Annotated in this window: 15 protein-coding genes and 1 pseudogene; 14 read left to right on the top strand and 2 right to left on the bottom strand. The window is 64.2% G+C overall.

Going from position 1 to position 17,664, the window contains the following annotated elements; translation table 11 throughout:
- Window positions 1–49 precede the first annotated feature (49 nt).
- Window positions 50–997, bottom strand: coding sequence for an ACP S-malonyltransferase (fabD, locus tag X757_RS141485; protein ID WP_023695599.1), 948 nt, complete (start codon window positions 995–997; stop codon window positions 50–52).
- A gap of 277 nt (window positions 998–1,274) precedes the next feature.
- Here fabD and X757_RS141480 point away from each other — a divergent pair, with 277 nt between their 5' ends.
- The 13 genes from X757_RS141480 (at window position 1,275) to X757_RS141420 (ending at window position 15,294) form a co-directional block, all read left to right on the top strand.
- Window positions 1,275–3,203, top strand: a complete 1,929-nt coding sequence (locus X757_RS141480; RefSeq protein WP_023695600.1) for an LTA synthase family protein — start codon at window positions 1,275–1,277, stop codon at window positions 3,201–3,203.
- 312 nt (window positions 3,204–3,515) lie between these two features.
- Window positions 3,516–4,016, top strand: a complete 501-nt coding sequence (rpsF, locus tag X757_RS141475; RefSeq protein ID WP_023672722.1) for a 30S ribosomal protein S6 — start codon at window positions 3,516–3,518, stop codon at window positions 4,014–4,016.
- The gene (gene rpsR, locus X757_RS141470) at window positions 4,016–4,264 is read left to right on the top strand and encodes a 30S ribosomal protein S18 (RefSeq protein ID WP_006203718.1); all 249 of its coding nucleotides are present in this window, start codon (window positions 4,016–4,018) and stop codon (window positions 4,262–4,264) included. Before rpsF ends, rpsR begins: the two co-directional genes overlap by 1 nt.
- Window positions 4,265–4,531: 267 nt before the next feature.
- Window positions 4,532–5,119 (top strand): 50S ribosomal protein L9, encoded by a 588-nt coding sequence (rplI, locus tag X757_RS141465; RefSeq protein ID WP_023727352.1) that lies wholly within the window; start codon window positions 4,532–4,534, stop codon window positions 5,117–5,119.
- Between the two features lie 186 nt (window positions 5,120–5,305).
- Window positions 5,306–6,655: a cyclopropane-fatty-acyl-phospholipid synthase family protein gene (locus X757_RS141460; protein ID WP_023727353.1), complete on the top strand. Its 1,350-nt coding sequence runs from the start codon at window positions 5,306–5,308 to the stop codon at window positions 6,653–6,655.
- A 157-nt stretch (window positions 6,656–6,812) separates the two neighbouring features.
- Window positions 6,813–7,790, top strand: a complete 978-nt coding sequence (locus X757_RS141455; RefSeq protein ID WP_023727354.1) for a small ribosomal subunit Rsm22 family protein — start codon at window positions 6,813–6,815, stop codon at window positions 7,788–7,790.
- A 220-nt stretch (window positions 7,791–8,010) separates the two neighbouring features.
- Window positions 8,011–9,504 carry a replicative DNA helicase gene (locus X757_RS141450; protein WP_023672717.1) on the top strand — a complete coding sequence of 498 codons (1,494 nt, stop codon included), beginning with the start codon at window positions 8,011–8,013 and terminating at the stop codon, window positions 9,502–9,504.
- A 230-nt stretch (window positions 9,505–9,734) separates the two neighbouring features.
- Window positions 9,735–11,138, top strand: a complete 1,404-nt coding sequence (radA, locus tag X757_RS141445) for a DNA repair protein RadA (RefSeq protein ID WP_023672716.1) — start codon at window positions 9,735–9,737, stop codon at window positions 11,136–11,138.
- A 48-nt stretch (window positions 11,139–11,186) separates the two neighbouring features.
- On the top strand, window positions 11,187–11,852 hold the full coding sequence (locus X757_RS141440; RefSeq protein WP_023711951.1) for a CvpA family protein: 666 nt from the start codon (window positions 11,187–11,189) through the stop codon (window positions 11,850–11,852).
- Window positions 11,853–11,959: 107 nt separating this feature from the next.
- Window positions 11,960–13,441: an amidophosphoribosyltransferase gene (gene purF / locus X757_RS141435; RefSeq protein WP_023672714.1), complete on the top strand. Its 1,482-nt coding sequence runs from the start codon at window positions 11,960–11,962 to the stop codon at window positions 13,439–13,441.
- 30 nt (window positions 13,442–13,471) lie between these two features.
- Entirely contained in the window at window positions 13,472–14,239 is a 768-nt protein-coding gene (locus tag X757_RS141430) for an SDR family NAD(P)-dependent oxidoreductase (protein WP_023727355.1), read from the top strand.
- Window positions 14,240–14,304: 65 nt separating this feature from the next.
- Entirely contained in the window at window positions 14,305–14,934 is a 630-nt protein-coding gene (locus X757_RS141425; RefSeq protein WP_023727356.1) for a hypothetical protein, read from the top strand.
- A 138-nt stretch (window positions 14,935–15,072) separates the two neighbouring features.
- Entirely contained in the window at window positions 15,073–15,294 is a 222-nt protein-coding gene (locus tag X757_RS141420; protein WP_023689120.1) for a hypothetical protein, read from the top strand.
- Between the two features lie 164 nt (window positions 15,295–15,458).
- Here the strand turns inward: X757_RS141420 and X757_RS141415 are convergent, their stop codons facing one another.
- Window positions 15,459–15,965, bottom strand: coding sequence for an OsmC family protein (locus X757_RS141415; RefSeq protein WP_023727357.1), 507 nt, complete (start codon window positions 15,963–15,965; stop codon window positions 15,459–15,461).
- A 289-nt stretch (window positions 15,966–16,254) separates the two neighbouring features.
- Between X757_RS141415 and X757_RS0134830 the strand changes: the two are divergent.
- Window positions 16,255–17,635 (top strand): annotated as a pseudogene (locus X757_RS0134830) (S10 family peptidase).
- The last annotated feature ends 29 nt before the right edge of the window (window positions 17,636–17,664 follow it).

Raw genomic sequence — 17,664 nt, forward strand, 5'->3', positions numbered from 1 at the left:
GATCTTAAGAGAACACCCTTCCCACGGGAGGGGTTGAATCGCCAGTGGATTATGCAAGCGCGGCCAGCGCCGCCTCGACTTCGGCCGGCGTGCCGACGGCCGATGTGGCGATGTCGCGGTTGATCCGCCGCGCCAGGCCGGAAAGCACCTTGCCGGCGCCGATCTCATAGAGCGTGGCGACGCCATTGGCGCCGAACCACTCCACCGTTTCGCGCCAGCGCACGCGCCCGGTGATCTGCTCGACCAGGCGGCGCGCGATCTCGTCGGGGTCGCTGGTCGGGGCTACAGTGACGTTGGAGACGACGGGCACGACCGGTGCATTCTTGGTCACGCCGGCCAGCGCCTCGCGCATGACATCGGCCGCCGGCGCCATCAGCGCCGAATGGAAGGGTGCGGAGACCTGCAGCATCAGCGCCCGCTTGGCGCCCTTTTCGGTGCACAGTTTCGCGGCGAGTTCCACCGCCGCCCTGGCGCCGGAGATCACCAGCTGGCCGCCGCCATTGTCGTTGGCGATCTGGCAGACCTTGCCGGATCCCGTTGCGGCCTCGGTGCAAGCGGCTTCGACGTCGGGCTGTTCCAGTCCGATGATCGCCGCCATGGCGCCCTCGCCGGCCGGCACCGCCGCCTGCATGGCGTTGCCGCGGATGCGCAGCAGCCGGGCAGCATCGGCGACCGAAACGAAACCGGCCGCGGCAAGGGCGGAATATTCGCCGAGCGAATGACCGGCAACGTAGGCAACCTTGTCCTTCAGCGAAAAGCCGCGCGCTTCCAGCGAGCGGATTCCCGCCAGCGAGACCGCCATCAGCGCCGGCTGGGCATTGGCAGTCAGGGTCAGCGCCTCTTCCGGGCCTTCCCAGATCAGTTTCGACAGCTTTTCGCCCAGCGCATCATCGACTTCCTCGAACACCCTGCGTGCCTCGGGGAAGGCGTCGGCGAGGTCCTTGCCCATGCCGACAGCCTGGCTGCCCTGTCCCGGAAAGGTGAATGCGACGGCCATTTGGGCGCTCTCCAGCGGCTGATTTTTACTGCCTGTGACGCAAGGCGGACCGCCAAGTCAAGCCCGGAGGGGGTATTTCGGCTCTCGCTTGAACCGGAGCTGACCCCGAGTCCCTGTTCCCAAAGGCTTTTTGCCGATCACACCTGATGAAAACCGCTCACGAATCGTTTGCTGGCTCTTCTTATTTTCGCCACAGGCGCTAGCTTTTGCATGACAGTTCTATGACAGAACGGTGGCGCGAGTGGAAATACGCGTTGCTTGGGCCGGGGGAAGAGACGTGGCTAGGATCAGGAAGGGCGCGGCCGTACCCGCGCCACAGTTCTTGGAAGACGATCCGTCCACCGGCTACCTGCCGGGGCGCAGATGGCCGGTCATCCGCTACGGTCTGGTCACGCTGCTTGCCTCCGCCATCCTGGTGTTCGCCATCGAATGGATCGTGCGCGGCGACTTCTTCGGCACGGTCGACTTCTTCCTGCAGCCATTCAAGCCGGGCTGGACCACCATCATTGTCTTTGCATTGGTGCTGATGGGACTGGACGCCGTGCTTGGCCGCAGTCACCAGAGCCTGATGATCGTGGCGCCGCTGACGCTGGCGCTGGCCTTTGTCGGGCATCAGAAGTCGCATTATCTCGGCGATCCGCTCTACCCAACCGATTTTCTTTATTCGCGCCAGATCATGGCACTGATGCCGCTCCTGGTGCGCGAACGGCCTTGGACGGCGCTCGCCATGGCGGTCGGCATCGTCGCCGGCCTGTCGCTGCTGATCTATGGCTGGCGGTTGTGGCGCCGCAAGGTTCCGATCCTCAGCCGCAAAGGGCGGCTGGCGCGGCTGACGCTGGCAGTGCCGCTGCTCGCCTTCTTCGTCTCAATCATGGACTACGCCACCTTCTCGTGGACCCGCGACCGGCTGCAGATCATCCCGATCATGTGGGACCAGAAGGAGAACTACGCCTCCAACGGGTTTGCGCTGGCCTTCGCGCTCAACGTGCCGATGGCGCATGTCTCGGCGCCGGCGGGCTATTCCGACAAGGCGATCGACGCGATCGACAGGCCTGCTGTGGCGGCCTCGGTACCGGATGAGAAACCCGACATCATCGTGGTGATGAGCGAATCTTTCTGGGATCCGACCAAGCTGCCCGGCGTCACAATCACGCCTGACCCGATCCCCAATGTGCGGGCGCTGCGTTCCGGCTATATGTTTTCGCCGGAATTCGGCGGCATGACCGCCAACATCGAATTCGAGGCGCTGACCGGCTTTTCCAATGCCTTCCTGCCGGCGGGCTCGATCCCCTACCAGCAATATGTGCGCACACCGACGCCGTCGCTGGCGACCTTCCTGAAAAGCGAGGGATACCGGGCGCGCGCCATCCATCCGGGCACCAACTGGTTCTGGAACAGGGGCGCCGTCTATGCCGATTTCGGCTTCAACGATTTCCGCTCGGAAGAGACGCTGCCGCCACTGGAAAAGCGCGGGCCGCTGGCTTCCGATGCGTCGATGACCGACGAGATCATCGCAGAGGCCGACGCCAGCGAGCGGCCGGTGTTCTTCTTCGCCGTCAGCCTGCAGAACCACGGTCCCTACGAGCCGTACCGCTATTACAATCCGACCCACAAGGTCGCGGCACCGATCAGCACATGGGCGCGGGAATCGCTGCTCAGCTACGCCGAAGGCTCCGCCGATGCCGACCGTGGCCTCGAACGATTGATCGAATGGGCGAAGAAGCGCGAGCGGCCGACGGTCATCGCCTTCTTCGGCGACCATCTGCCGCCGCTCGGCCCCGTCTATGTCGAAACCGGTTACCTGAAGGACAATGTCGCGCCGCGCAAGGAACCGACGCCGGAGGCGGCACTGGAGCATCATCAGACGCCGCTGGTCATCTGGTCTAACCGCACCGGTCCGGCGCAGGATATGGGCGCGGTGAGCCCGGCCTTCCTGCCCTACCACATCCTGACAACGGCCGGGATCACGCACCCCTACTACACCGGCTTCCTGGGCGCGCTGCGCGAACGCTATCGCGTCGTCGACCGCAATCTGCTTTTGACACCGTCAGGTGAGGCCACGCCGGACTGGGCGCGGCAGAAGGACGTTGATCCGGCGATCAACGACTTCCGCCTGCTGCAATACGACATGATGTTCGGCAAGCGTAAGGCGGCTCCGGACTTCTTCCCCGAAACGATCAACGGTGGTACCCCGCATACGAGTTGATGCCTGGTATTTTTCCAACCCTGCGACGCCAGGACGCTGTCCGGAGCATGCGTTACCCTTGCCTTCCAGCCAATTTGCTTTATAGACGCCCGCAATCTGCCGGTCCTTGCTGGGGGCTGAACGGAGGGCCGGAGGTTTTACCCAAAACCTTCGTGTGAAGCCAGAAGCGCTTCCGCCTCCCGTGTCTCCGCTCTCGACCGTCTCGAAATGCTCCTTTCTTCCCCGCCCCCTCGGGATCAGCGGGTCAGAGAAGTTGCAGAGGCTTTTGCCGCGAGGATCCGGGAGAGAAACGAAGAAAGGCACTGAACCACTATGGCTCTATACGAACATGTGTTCCTTGCCCGGCAGGACCTCTCGCAGCAGCAGGTCGATGCGCTTGTCGAACAGTACAAGGGCGTCATCTCCGCAAATGGCGGGTCCGTCGGCCGGGTCGAGAACTGGGGACTGAAGTCCCTCACCTACCGGGTCAACAAGAACCGGAAGGCTTACTACACGCTTATGGACCTCAACTGCCCGCCGGCAGCGCTCAACGAGATGGAGCGCCAGATGGGCCTGTCCGAGGACGTGCTGCGTTTCCTGACCGTCAAGGTCGAGGCGCATGAGGAAGGCCCGTCGGCCATGATGCAGAAGCGCGAAGAGCGCTCGGAACGCGGCGGCTTCGGCGACCGCGACCGTGGCGATCGTGGTCCGCGCTCGTTCGGCGACCGTGATCGCGGCGACCGTGGCGATCGTCCGCCGCGCTCATTTGGCGATGCCGGTGGCGATCGTGGTCCGCGCCGTCCGCGCGAAGGCGTTGAAGGAGGTGCAGAATAATGGTCGACATCAATCAGATCCCGACCCGGCGCCCGTTCCATCGCCGCCGCAAGACCTGCCCGTTCTCTGGCGCCAATGCGCCCAAGATCGACTACAAGGACGTGCGTCTTCTGCAGCGCTACATTTCCGAGCGCGGCAAGATCGTGCCGTCGCGCATCACCGCCGTCAGCCAGAAGAAGCAGCGCGAACTCGCCAAGGCGATCAAGCGCGCCCGCTTCCTCGGCCTGCTGCCCTACGTGGTTCGCTAAGATCTCCGAAGCAGGCGGTTCGCCGCCTGCTTCCTTCTCCCACGGCGACGGGCGCCGCAGGGGTAATTTGATGATGCATGTCGTTGTCCCAAAACCGGGCCCACTCTTGGCGACGTGCATTGAAATCCCGAGTTGAGGTGAAAAGCCTCTAACTGCCGCGACAGGCAGGACAGCGACACCGGCGCCAAGGCGCTCAGAGCTTCCTGACCTGTTCCATTCAATTCGGCGCCGATCCCGCGGTCGGTGCCCAGACGAAGGAACAAAACCATGCAAGTGATTCTTCTCGAACGCGTTTCCCGCCTCGGCCAGATGGGTGATACCGTCAAGGTCAAGGACGGCTTTGCCCGCAACTTTCTCTTGCCGAAGGGCAAGGCGCTGCGCGCCAACGAAGCCAACAAGAAGAAGTTCGAAGGGCAGCGCGCGCAGCTCGAAGCGCGCAACCTCGAGCGCAAGTCGGAAGCCAGCCAGGTTGCCGAAAAGCTCGACGGCAAGAGCTTCATCGCCGTGCGTTCGGCCGGCGAGACAGGCCAGCTCTACGGTTCGGTGTCGACCCGCGACATCGCCGACCTGCTGACCGCCGAAGGGTTCTCGGTCAACCGCAACCAGATCCAGCTCAACCAGCCGATCAAGACTATCGGCGTCACCAATGTGGCGATTGCGCTGCATCCGGAAGTCGAGGTCACCATCAGCCTCAACATCGCCCGCACGGCCGACGAAGCCGAGCGCCAGGCCAAGGGCGAGACGCTGACCACCGCCGAAGCCATCTATGGCGACGACATCAACGACAACGCACGGCCGGAGAACTTCTTCGACCCGAACACCGAGTTCGAAGGCGGCGAAGAAGACAACGCCTGATCCCGCACGGGGCCCGATCGGGAAGCGAGGGGAGCAGCGCTCCAATCACTTCCTCGTCATCCAGCCTTTCTGGACCAATGCCCGGGCCTCTCGCCCGGGCATTTTTGTGCCAAATGGAACTTTTCGAACCCCTATATATTGTTGCAGAATTGGTCCGCCAGTCTGACCGTGAGGGGACATTTGGTGATGAATATTCTGTTGAAGCGCGTTCTCGACCGCCTGGTGCGTACGGGCAATCTGAAAGTCACCGGGCCGAAGGGCTCCACAGTGGTTTTCGGCGACGGCAGCGGCGAGCCGGTGCATATGCACATCAAGACCAGGCACGCCGAGCGGGCCATCTCCTTCGACCCGATGCTGGCGGTGCCGGAAGCCTATATGGACGGCGAACTCGACATCATCGAGGGCGGCGTCCTGGGTATGATGCGCATCGCCTTCCAGAACATGGGCAGCGGCGGTATCGACGCCACCTGGTCGAAGGCCATCGAGGGTCTGCGCCACGCCTTTCGCCGCCTGCAGCAGATCAACACCGCATCACGGGCGCGCCGCAACGTGCAGCGCCACTATGATTTGTCGGGTGACCTCTACCGGCTCTTCCTCGACGACGACATGCAGTATTCCTGCGCCTATTTCGAACAGCCGGACATGACGCTCGACGAGGCGCAGATGGCCAAGAAACGCCATATCGCCGCCAAGCTCAGGCTGAAGGCCGGCCAGACCGTGCTCGATATCGGCTCCGGCTGGGGTGGACTCGGCCTCTATCTCGCCAAGGCTTTCGATGTCGACGTGCAAGGCGTGACGCTGTCGACCGAGCAGCACGGCGTCGCCACCGACCGGGCGCATGCGCAAGGCTTGCAGGACCGCGTGCATTTCGATCTCAAGGACTACCGCGAACTCAACGAACGCTTCGACCGCATCGTCTCGGTCGGCATGTTCGAGCATGTCGGCGTCAACCACTTCCGCACCTTCTTCGACAAGTCGGCGACGCTGTTGAAGCCCGACGGCGTCATGCTCTTGCACACGATCGGCCGCTCCGGCGTGCCGTGGGCGACCAGCGCCTTTATCCGCAAGTACATTTTTCCGGGCGGCTACATTCCCTCGCTGTCGGAGGTGATGCCGGCGATCGAGAAGTCGGGGCTTGTGGTCACCGACATCGAGATTCTGCGGCTGCACTATGCCGATACGCTGAAGCATTGGGGCCAGCGCTTTGCCGCCAACCGCGACAAGGCCAAAGCCATCTACGACGAGCGCTTCTGCAGGATGTGGGAGTTCTATCTGGCGGCTTCGGAAGCCGCGTTCCGCTGGCAGGATCTGGTGATCTTCCAGATCCAGATCGCCAAGAAGAACGACACGCTGCCGATGACGCGCGACTACATGGCCAAATGTGAAAAGGCGCTCGAAATGCGCGAAATGGGGCATCGTCAGGAGGCGGCGGCCGCCGAGCCTGCTGTCGCCAGGTCTGTGCCTGCCAGGTCCGTTGCTGTCAGGTCCGTTGCGGCCAAGCCAGCGCGCCGTCGCAAGGTGGCGGATCGCGAATAACGCCTCGATTGCGATTGCCGCTTGCCATTGACGGCTCTGACACTGAAAAAGGTCTAGTTCTCTCGAGACCTTTTTTAATGACCTGCCTGCCCACCATCGCCACCACCCTTGTCGAGTTCGCCCGCGCCTCGGTGCTCGCGGCACGCGGAGCCTGAGCGTGGAACTCCCCGCCTCGCTGCGACAAGGCGTCGAGCGCCTGCTCGAAACGTTACCGCTGGCGGTGCTGCGCCAGGCGGCGAAGACGCTGTCTGACCGCTACCGCGCCGAATTGCGCGACGGCCGCCTGCACATGGCCGAAGAGATGGCGGTAAAAGCCTATCTGGCGACGCGGCTGCCGGCGACCTACGCGGCGGTACGGGCCGGTCTCGACGAACTCGCCTATGCGCGGCCCGATTTCCAGCCAACGAGCTTGCTCGATGTCGGCGCCGGTCCTGGCACGGTGCTTTGGGCCACTACAGACCTGTGGCCCGACTTAGAAGAGGCGGTTCTGGTTGAAGCAAGCGCCGCGGTGCGCAAGGTTGGCCAGTCGCTCGCCCTTGATACCATCGCCACCAGGATGGACTGGCGCGCCGGCGACGTGACCATCGACCTTGCCGATCTCAAGCCTGCCGATCTGGTCACCTGCGCCTATGTGCTGGACGAGATCGCGCCGGCATCGCTGCCGAAGCTTGTCGGCCGGCTCTGGCAGTTGACCGGCGACACACTGCTGATCGTCGAGCCCGGCACACCGGCCGGCTGGCAGCGCATCCTGGCAGTGCGCAGGCAATTGCTGGAGGCCGGGGCGCATGTGCTGGCGCCTTGTCCGCATGAGGCGCCCTGCCCGCTTGAGCCCCCCGACTGGTGTCATTTTTCGCGCCGCGTCGCCCGCTCGCGCCTTCATCGCCTGGCCAAGGACGCGGACGTGCCGTGGGAGGACGAGAAATTCATCTACGTCGCGGCGTCGCGGCAACCCGCGCCTGTACGTCAGCCGCGCGTGATTGCGCCGCCGAAATCGGGCTCCGGCAAGGTGCTGCTCAAACTGTGCCAGCCGGATGGCGGCGCCGGCGAGACACTTTTCACCAAGCGCGAGGGCGAGCTGTTCAAGGCAGCGCGGCGGCTGGACTGGGGCGATACACTGGACGGAAGAAGCGGATGATCACCGAGATTGTTCTTGCTCTGTTCCAACGACTCGGATAAAAGTCAGCGCCTTTCTGAGTCAACCGGAATCGGGGCGCGGAAACACTCTTCTGTGGACGGTTTGCCGCCCCTGTGAACAACGGGCATCGAGGTTGATTGGTCGTGCGGTGATGCAGAAAGGTCAGCACCGATTTATCTCGTTCTGATATCGAGAAGCCGGGATCAAAATCGGGGACATCATGGCAGAGGCAGCGCGAAAATTCGGCGTGGCGGAGCAGCAACCGCTTTATCGTGAAGCGCCGAACAACATCGAGGCCGAACAGGCGCTGCTCGGCGCCATCCTCGTCAACAACGATGCCTTCTACCGCGTCTCCGACTTCCTCAAGGCCGGCCATTTCTACGAGCCGCTGCACCGGAAAATCTTCGAGGTCGCGGCCGAGCTCATCCGCATGGGCAAGGTGGCGACGCCGATCACGCTGAAAACCTTCCTGCCGGCCGACGAGAAGGTCGGCGACATGACGGTGGCGCAATATGTGGTTCGTCTGGCGGTCGAAGCCGTCACCGTCGTCAATGCCACCGATTATGGCCGCGCCATCTACGATCTGGCCACGCGCCGGGCGCTGATCACCGTCGGCGAGGACATGGTCAACATCGCCTATGACGCGCCGGTCGACATGGCGCCGTCCGAACAGATCGAGGATGCCGAGCGGCGGCTGTTCGAACTGGCCGAAACCGGCCGTTACGATGGCGGCTTCGAGAGCTTCACCGACGCGGTCAAGACCGCCGTCGACATGGCCAACGCCGCCTATATGCGCGACGGCCATTTGTCGGGCCTCGCCACCGGCATGCGCGATCTCGACCGCCGCATGGGTGGCCTGCAGGCGTCGGATCTGATCATCATTGCCGGCCGTCCGGGCATGGGCAAGACATCGCTGGCCACCAACATCGCCTTCAACATCGCCGAGATGTATGAGCCGGCGCAACAGGCCGACGGCTCGTTCAAGGCAGCCAATGGCGGCGTCGTCGGCTTCTTCTCACTGGAAATGTCGTCCGAGCAGCTCGCCACCCGCATCATTTCCGAACAGACGGAAATTTCGTCGTCAAAAATCCGCCGCGGCGAGATTTCAGAGATGGATTTCGAAAAGCTGGTCGCCTGCTCGCAGACCATGCAGAAGATCCCGCTGTTCATCGACCAGACCGGCGGTATCTCGATCGCGCAGCTGTCGGCGCGGGCGCGGCGGCTGAAGCGTCAGCGCGGCCTCGACCTCATCGTCATCGACTATATCCAGCTGATGCAGGGGTCGAGCGCGAAATCGTCGCAGAACCGGGTGCAGGAAATCACCGAGATCACCACCGGCCTCAAGGCGCTGGCCAAGGAACTCTCCGTTCCGATCATCGCGCTGTCGCAGCTGTCGCGTCAGGTCGAAAGCCGCGAAGACAAACGCCCTCAGCTGTCCGATCTTCGCGAATCCGGCTCGATCGAGCAGGACGCCGACGTGGTGATGTTCGTCTACCGCGAGGAATATTATCTGAAGAACCGCGAACCGAAGCCCGGCACCGACGAATACATCAAGTGGGAACACGAGATGAACGAGATGCGCGGCAAGGCCGAAGTCATCGTCGCCAAGCAGCGCCACGGCCCGACAGGTTCGGTGAGCCTCGCCTTCCATGGCGAGTTCACACGGTTTTCCGACCTCGCCGAAGAGCATCATATTGCGGAGAGGTTCGAGTAGCTTTTTGGCCTACCGCAGCGCTCCGCCACACCCCCCTCTGGCCTGCCGGCCATCTCCCCCGCAAGGGGGGAGATCAGCAGCTTTGCGAATGGCGCTCATCTTGCGACGTTGGGGATTGGCGAAAGCAGCGACGATAGCCAATCTCCCCCCTAGCGGGGGAGATGTCCGGCAGGACAGAGGGGGGTGTGCAAGATCACCCTCCTTCGGTCATTTGCAGGCAGCATCACTCCATGGCTAAATCGCGCGTCCAGTTCATCTGCCAGAATTGCGGGTCGGTGCATCAGCGCTGGGCCGGCAAATGCGATGCCTGCGGCGAGTGGAACACACTCGTCGAGGAAGGCACGTCCGGCGGCATCGGCTCGGGACCGGCCAACACGCGAAATGCGCGCAAGGGCCGCGCCGTGGTGCTGACCAGCCTGTCCGGTGACATCGAGGATGCGCCGCGGATCATCTCCGGCATTGGCGAACTCGACCGCGCCACCGGCGGCGGTTTCGTGCGCGGCTCGGCGCTGCTGGTCGGCGGCGATCCCGGCATCGGCAAGTCGACGCTGCTTACCCAGGCCGCAGCAGCATTGGCGTCAAAAGGCCACCGCATCGTCTATGTCTCGGGCGAGGAGGCGGTCGCACAGATCCGGCTGCGGGCGCAGCGGCTTGGCGTCGCCGACACGCCGGTCGAACTTGCCGCCGAGACCAATGTCGAGGATATCCTGGCAACAATAGCCGACGGCAGAAGGCCGGACCTCGTCATCCTCGATTCCATCCAGACGCTGTGGACCGACATGGCCGACTCGGCGCCCGGCACCGTCACCCAGGTGCGCGCCTCGGCGCAAGCGATGATCCGCTACGCCAAATCCACCGGTGCTGCCATCGTGCTGGTCGGCCATGTCACCAAGGAAGGCCAGATCGCCGGTCCGCGCGTCGTCGAGCACATGGTCGACGCCGTTCTCTATTTCGAAGGCGAAGGCGGCCATCACTACCGCATCCTGCGCACGGTGAAGAACCGTTTTGGGCCGACCGACGAGATCGGCGTCTTCGAGATGTCGGACAAGGGCTTGCGCGAGGTCGCCAATCCGTCGGAGCTGTTCCTCGGCGAACGCCACGCAAAATCGCCGGGTGCCGCGGTATTTGCCGGCATGGAAGGGACACGTCCGGTGCTGGTCGAGATCCAGGCACTGGTGGCGCCGTCCACATTGGGCACGCCGCGCCGTGCCGTCGTCGGCTGGGACGGCGCACGGCTGTCGATGATCCTTGCCGTGCTCGAAGCCCATTGCGGCGTGCGCTTCGGCACCCACGATGTCTACCTCAACGTCGCCGGCGGCTACCGGATTTCCGAGCCGGCGGCCGATCTGGCGGTTGCCGCTGCACTGGTTTCGTCGCTCACCGGTCTTGCCCTTCCCGCCGATTGCGTCTATTTCGGCGAAATCAGCCTGTCGGGCGCAGTGAGGCCGGTTGCGCATGCGCAGCAGCGCCTTAAAGAGGCCGAAAAGCTGGGTTTTGGAAGTGCGGTTCTGCCCTTGGGCAGCGAGGAGGTTGTCGGGGGGATCGGGGCCGGCGCTTTCCAGCCGACCGAACTTGCCGATCTCGTCGCACGCATAGCCGGCTCACGGCGCAGCCGTGTCGACGTGGAAGATTGACGCGGCTCGCCCGAGCCGTGAAAAGACAATCTGAGTGGGGCGAAAGACATGCCGATTACGCTGCTGGACGGAATTCTCGTCGGCTTCACCCTGGTCTCGGCGATGCTCGCCATGGTTCGCGGCCTGTCACGCGAAATCCTGTCCGTCGTCTCCTGGGCGGCTGCCGCCGCGGCGGCATTCTTCTTCTACAAGCCGGTGCTGCCTTACGTTCAGCCCTATGTCGAAAGCGACAAGATCGCCATGGCGGCATCCGCCGGCATCGTCTTCCTCATCGCGCTGATCGTCGTTTCCGTCATCACCATGAAGCTTGCCGACTGGATCATCGATTCCAGGATCGGCGCGCTCGACCGTACGCTGGGCTTCCTCTATGGCGCCGCGCGCGGCGTCCTCGTCGTCGCCGTGGCGCTGCTGTTCTTCAACTGGCTGGCCGGCGCCAAGGCCCCTGCCTGGATCGCCAACGCCAAGTCGAAGCCGCTGCTCGAGACCATCGGCGCCAAGCTGGAAAGCCTGCTGCCCGAAGATCCGGAAAACGCCATCCTGAAGAAGCTCAATCCGAATCAGCCGGCAGCCGAGACGCCTCCGGCGGCCGATGCACCGGCGGCGGATGCTCCGGCAACCGGTGACGATACGCCGGCGCCCGACGACGAGACCGACGCTCCGGCCGATAACGCACCCGCTGCTCCGGCTCCGGCCCCAGCCGCGCCGGCAAACTGATACGGACGGATGGTGCCGGACAGGCGCCATCCCGGCAGTTCCGGCCTGACTACGTTGCTTTCGCGGTGCTATCGCACTATATGGCCATTTTAGCGGAGCTTGACCCCATGGCAGTTTCGAAGGCAGACGCGGACGACGTGCTTTCCGCCGAAGCAGACGATCATTTTCACGACGAATGCGGCGTGTTCGGCATTTTCGGCCGGCAGGACGCTGCGGCCATCGTCACGCTAGGCCTGCATGCGCTGCAGCATCGCGGCCAGGAAGCGGCCGGCATCGTCTCCTATGACGGCACGCAGTTCCATGTCGAACGCCATGTCGGCCTGATCGGCGACACCTTCACCAAGCAGCACGTCATCGACAGCCTGCAAGGCAACCGTGCCATCGGCCACACGCGCTATGCCACGACCGGCGGCGCCGGCATGCGCAACATCCAGCCTTTCTTCGCCGAACTCGCCGATGGCGGCTTCGCCGTCGCCCATAACGGCAATCTCACCAACGCCATGACCGTGCAGCGCGCGCTGCAGAAACAGGGCGCGATCTTCTCGTCGACCTCCGACACCGAGACGCTGCTGCATCTCGTTGCCACCAGCAAGGAACGCGATTTGAATTCGCGCTTCATTGACGCCGTGCGTCAGGTCGAAGGCGCTTTCTCGCTGGTCGCGATGACCTCCAAGAAGATGATCGGCTGCCGCGATCCGCTCGGCATCCGCCCGCTGGTGCTCGGCGACCTCGACGGCGCCTGGATCCTGGCCTCCGAAACCTGCGCGCTCGACATTATCGGCGCCCGCTTCGTGCGCGACCTGAAGCCCGGCGAAATGGTCGTGGTGACCTCGAAGGGCATCGAGAGCCTGTTCCCCTTCGAGCCGCAGAAGACCCGCTTCTGCATCTTCGAATATGTCTATTTCGCCCGCCCGGACTCCTCGGTCGAAGGCCGCAATGTCTACGAAGTGCGCAAGCGTATCGGCGCCGAATTGGCGCAGGAAAGCCCGGTCGAGGCCGATATCGTCGTGCCGGTGCCGGATTCCGGCACGCCGGCGGCAATCGGCTTCTCCCAGGCGGCAGGCATCCCCTTCGAACTCGGTATCATCCGCAACCACTATGTTGGCCGAACCTTCATCCAGCCCGGCGATTCGATCCGCCATATGGGGGTCAAGCTCAAGCACAACGCCAACCGCCGGATGATCGAGGGCAAGCGCGTGGTGTTGGTCGACGATTCGATCGTGCGCGGCACCACCAGCCAGAAAATCGTGCAGATGGTGCGCGACGCCGGCGCCAAGGAAGTGCATATGCGCATCGCCTCGCCGCCGACCAGCGCGTCGTGCTTCTACGGCGTCGACACGCCGGAGAAGTCGAAGCTTTTGGCATCGCGCATGTCGATCGAGGAAATGGCCGAGTTCATCCGTGTCGATTCGCTCGGCTTCCTCACCATTGACGGGCTCTACCGCGCCGTCGGCGAAGCCAGCCGCGACAATGAGCAGCCGCAATTCTGCGACGCCTGTTTCACCGGCCAGTACCCGACCCGCCTGCTCGACTTCGAAGGCCACGACAATGTGCGCACGCTGTCGCTGCTGGCGAACAACGGGGCGTAAAGCCCAACTGCTATCCTTGAAAGCGCTCGCATGACCCTCGACCTCTCCGGCCGCGTCGCGGTCGTTACCGGCGCCTCGCGCGGCATCGGCTACTTCATCGCCAGGGAACTTGCCGCCGCCGGCGCGCATGTCATTGCGGTTGCCCGGACCGTCGGCGGGCTGGAAGAACTCGACGACCAGATCAAGGCCGAGCGCGCGAAAACCGGCAAGGGCGAAGCGACGCTGGTGCCACTCGACCTCTCAGACATGGCCGGCATCGACCGGCTGGGCGGGGCCATTCACCAGCGTTGGGGCAAGCTCGACATTCTGGTGGCCAATGCCGGCGTGCTCGGCGTCATCTCGCCGATCGGCCATGTCGAGGCCAAAACCTTCGAGAAGGTAATGACCATCAATGTCACCTCGACCTGGCGGCTGATCCGCTCGGTCGACCCGCTGCTCAGGCTGTCCGACGCCGGCCGCGCCATTCTCATGTCCTCCAGCTCCGCGCATTCGGCGCGCGCCTTCTGGGCGCCCTATGCGGCGTCGAAGGCGGCGGTGGAAGCCATGACGCGTTCCTGGGCGCATGAGACGCAGAGCCTGGCGCTCCGCATCAATGCCGTCGACCCCGGCGCCACCCGCACCGCCATGCGTGCACAGGCCGCGCCCGGCGAGGATCCGGAAACGCTGCCGCATCCCTCAGAGGTGGCAAAACGCATCGTGCCGCTGGCGAGCCCCGAGCTGAAAGAGACGGGGCTGATCTTCCAGGTCAAGAACAACCGCTTCGTCGCCTACCGGCAGCCGGAACAAACCGGGTTGTAGCGGGATTAAACAGGCCTCCAGTTACGTTTCTTCGAATGTAGGACATTCGAAACCGGAGGACCGACATGCGTAGACTTCTTCTCGTTGCCGCCGCCGCGATTGCCGCCACAGCCGGCGTGGCGCTGGCGCAAGACGCCAAGATGAGTTTCTTCGTCACCAGCGTCGGTTCCGGCAAGGGCGCCGATCTCGGCGGTCTCAAGGGTGCCGACGCGCATTGCGCCTCGCTGGCGGAAGCGGCTGGGGTTACCGGCAAGGAATGGCACGCCTATCTCTCGAGCGCCAATGTCGATGCGCGCGACCGTATCGGCAAGGGTCCCTGGGTCAACGCCAAGGGCGAGAAGATCGCCGATGACGTCGCCTCGCTGCACAGCGACGCCAACGCCATCACCAAGCAGTCGGCGCTGACCGAGAAGGGCCAAGTGGTCAACGGCCGCGGCGACAAGCCGAACCGGCACGACATATTGACCGGCTCGAAGCCTGACGGCACCAAGATCGCCGACCAGACCTGCGGCGACTGGACCTTGAGCGGGGCGGAGGGCGCGGCGATGATGGGCCATCACGACCGCACCGGCCTTGATGAGTCGGCGGCGGCGAAATCCTGGAACTCCTCGCATGCCTCGCGCGGCGGCTGCAGCCAGGAGGCGCTGAAAGGCACCGGCGGCGACGGCCTGTTCTACTGCTTTGCCGCGAACTGAGAGAAGTCTGGGGGAGCGGTTCGTTCACGGGTCTGTGATGATCCGGCAGGCCCCCTCCCCCCTCGCCCTGCTTTCGCCATCAGCCGGGAGTTGCTAGGGTCGGCCCGACTCCGACACCCAGCAAAGCGAGGAATTCCCATGGCTGCTCCCAGCGTAGCATTGGTCTGGTACCTGGTGATCGCCGGCCCGCAAGGCGGCATGGTGGTGCTGCCCAGCACCTTCGACACCCGCGAACAGTGCACAAACGCGATTACCGAATATCAGAAGCAGCCGACGCCGGCCGGCTGGGCGGTCAACTGCGTGCCGAGCGCCTCCCCGTTTACCGATGAGGGCGACGCGGAAGAGCCTGCGGCGCAGTAGCGTGATCTCCCCCCTCGAGGGGGAGATGGCCGGCAGGCCAGAGGGGGTCGCCTCGCGTAGAGTGCCAACCTCCTTCCGCACAAAGGGCGTCGCGTCCAGTCGGCCCGACCCCCTCTGTCGCCTTCGGCGACATCTCCCCCTCAAGGGCCCTTGTGGGGGGGAGATCAGGCGCGCGCCTTCACCGTCAGCTCCGGCTTGCTGTTGATGGTCTGGAAGACCACGCAATAGCGTTCCGTCAGCTTGATCAGCGCGTCGATGCGATCCTGCGGCTCATCCGTGTCGAGGTTGAAATTCAACCGGATGGCGCGAAAGCCTACGGGGGCGTCCTTGGCCACGCCCAGCGTGCCGCGAAAGTCGAGATCGCCTTCGGCCTCGACGGTGGCTGCGCCGAGTTTGAACTCTAGTGCGGTGGCCACCGCCTTCAGCGTCACCCCGGCGCACGCCACCAGCGCCTCGAGCAGCATGTCGCCCGAACACAATTCGAGCCCGGAACCGCCGGTCGCCGGATGCAGGCCGGCGACCGCCAGCGCCCTGCCCGTCTCGACCTTGCAGGCAATCGACTGGTCGTCGACGGAGCCTTTGGCGCGAAGCGTGATCAGCGCTCGCGAGGAATCGTCGCGATAAGCCTCCTTGATCGGTGCCTGCATGGCCTTGAGTGCGGTGGCGTCCATGTTGCATTCCTTTTCGAGTCCGTCGCGCTTTGATAGCACTGATATGCCAGCGAGACAGCGCCCCCCTCTGGCCCGGCCACCTCCCCACAGGGGGGAGATCTGCAGCTTCGCCGATGGCGCTTTCTACGCCGGCGATTAGCGAAGGCGGTCGCGACATCCAATCTCCACCCCTGTGGGGGGAGATGTCCGGCAGGACAGAGGGGGCTGAAGGAATGCTACCTCACGAAGAGTTACTTTGACTTCGACCGCCCCGGCCATACCTAAGCAGAGTCATTCCCGCGGAGACATCATGCCGTTCAAGCTGAAACTGATCTCGCTTACCCTGTTGGTGCTTGCAGCCTTCGCGCAGCCAGTCCTCGCCGAAACGCCCGAGCGCCCCGCACCGGCAGGCGGCGTGCTGTCGCTGCTGCCGGCACCGCAGACGACCAGCCATTCAATCACCATTGCCGGGCGCAAGCTGGACTATCAGGCTAAGGCCGGCACGCTGTCACTGCTATCCGGCAAGGGCGAGGTCACCGCGGAAATCTTCTATGTCGCCTATACGCTGCCGCCACTGGCGGGCGCGGAGAAGGCTCGCCCCATCACCTTCGTCTTCAATGGCGGCCCGGGCGCGGCATCCGCCTATCTGCATCTCGGCGCACTCGGCCCGCGTGTCGTCGCGACCGGCGCCGATGGCCAATTCCTGCCGCCGCCGCAAAAGCTGATCGACAATCCCGACAGCTGGCTCGACATGACCGACCTCGTCTTCGTCGATCCGGTCGGCACCGGCTACAGCCGCGAGGCCCCCGGCCAGGACACAAAAGATTTTTGGGGCGTCAGCCAGGACGCCAGTTCGATCGGCGCTTTCATCCGGCTCTATCTCGCCCAGAACGGCCGCACCGGATCGCCGCTCTTCCTTGCCGGCGAAAGCTATGGCGGGTTCCGCGCGGCACTTCTCGCCAGGACCCTGCAGGAAGATGTCGGCCTGAGCCCCAACGGCATCGTGCTGATCTCGCCTGCACTGGAGTTCACGCTGGTGCTGCCCGACGAATTCCAGCCACTGCATTGGGCGCTGGAACTGCCCTCGCTGGCGGCGGTGCGCCTGCGCAGCGAAGGCCTCAGCGGCGAGGCGCTGCGCGAAAAGCTCGCCGAGGTCGAACACTATGCTATGGGTGACTACCTCACCGCTCTGGCCGGCGGGCTGGAACAGGGTGGGCGGCTGGCCAGCCAGCGCGTGGCCGAGATCACCGGCCTGCCGCTCGACCTCGTGCAACGCAATTTCGCCCGCATCCCGACCGCCCTGTTCGCGCGCGAATTCCAGCGCCCCAGTGGCAAAGTGCTCAGCCCGTATGACGGCACCATCGCCACCAGCGACATCGCCCCGGAGAGCGCCCGCAGCGCCGGCCCAGATCCGGTGCTCGACCGCAGCGTGCCGGCGCTGACCTCGGCCTTTGTCGGTTATGCGCGCGACGAGCTGAATTTTCGCACCGATGTCAGCTACAGGTTGCTCAATGGCGATGTGACCCACGCCTGGGACTATGGCGGCTCGCGGCAAGGCTATGCCGGGGNCAGACGTGTGCTCTTCCGATCTTCTCGACGTCATCGAGGGCGGCCACATGATGTATCTCAGGCCGGGCGGCCGGCGCGCCCTGAAGGAGGCCGCTTCGGAGCTCTACCAGGCAACACAGTGAACGGCGTGCCCACGCTGTCGGCCAGGCTG

The organism is Mesorhizobium sp. LSHC412B00 (assembly GCF_000503035.1).
GTDB lineage: Bacteria > Pseudomonadota > Alphaproteobacteria > Rhizobiales > Rhizobiaceae > Mesorhizobium.

Bases quoted from the DNA above. Each gene is read 5' to 3' on its own strand.
- fabD (WP_023695599.1), bottom strand. From the start codon at position 997: ATGGCCGTCGCATTCACCTTTCCGGGACAGGGCAGCCAGGCTGTCGGC.
- rpsF (WP_023672722.1), top strand. From the start codon at position 3,516: ATGGCTCTATACGAACATGTGTTCCTTGCCCGGCAGGACCTCTCGCAG.
- rpsR (WP_006203718.1), top strand. From the start codon at position 4,016: ATGGTCGACATCAATCAGATCCCGACCCGGCGCCCGTTCCATCGCCGC.
- rplI (WP_023727352.1), top strand. From the start codon at position 4,532: ATGCAAGTGATTCTTCTCGAACGCGTTTCCCGCCTCGGCCAGATGGGT.
- X757_RS141460 (WP_023727353.1), top strand. From the start codon at position 5,306: ATGAATATTCTGTTGAAGCGCGTTCTCGACCGCCTGGTGCGTACGGGC.
- X757_RS141450 (WP_023672717.1), top strand. From the start codon at position 8,011: ATGGCAGAGGCAGCGCGAAAATTCGGCGTGGCGGAGCAGCAACCGCTT.
- radA (WP_023672716.1), top strand. From the start codon at position 9,735: ATGGCTAAATCGCGCGTCCAGTTCATCTGCCAGAATTGCGGGTCGGTG.
- X757_RS141440 (WP_023711951.1), top strand. From the start codon at position 11,187: ATGCCGATTACGCTGCTGGACGGAATTCTCGTCGGCTTCACCCTGGTC.
- purF (WP_023672714.1), top strand. From the start codon at position 11,960: ATGGCAGTTTCGAAGGCAGACGCGGACGACGTGCTTTCCGCCGAAGCA.
- X757_RS141430 (WP_023727355.1), top strand. From the start codon at position 13,472: ATGACCCTCGACCTCTCCGGCCGCGTCGCGGTCGTTACCGGCGCCTCG.
- X757_RS141425 (WP_023727356.1), top strand. From the start codon at position 14,305: ATGCGTAGACTTCTTCTCGTTGCCGCCGCCGCGATTGCCGCCACAGCC.
- X757_RS141420 (WP_023689120.1), top strand. From the start codon at position 15,073: ATGGCTGCTCCCAGCGTAGCATTGGTCTGGTACCTGGTGATCGCCGGC.
- X757_RS141415 (WP_023727357.1), bottom strand. From the start codon at position 15,965: ATGGACGCCACCGCACTCAAGGCCATGCAGGCACCGATCAAGGAGGCT.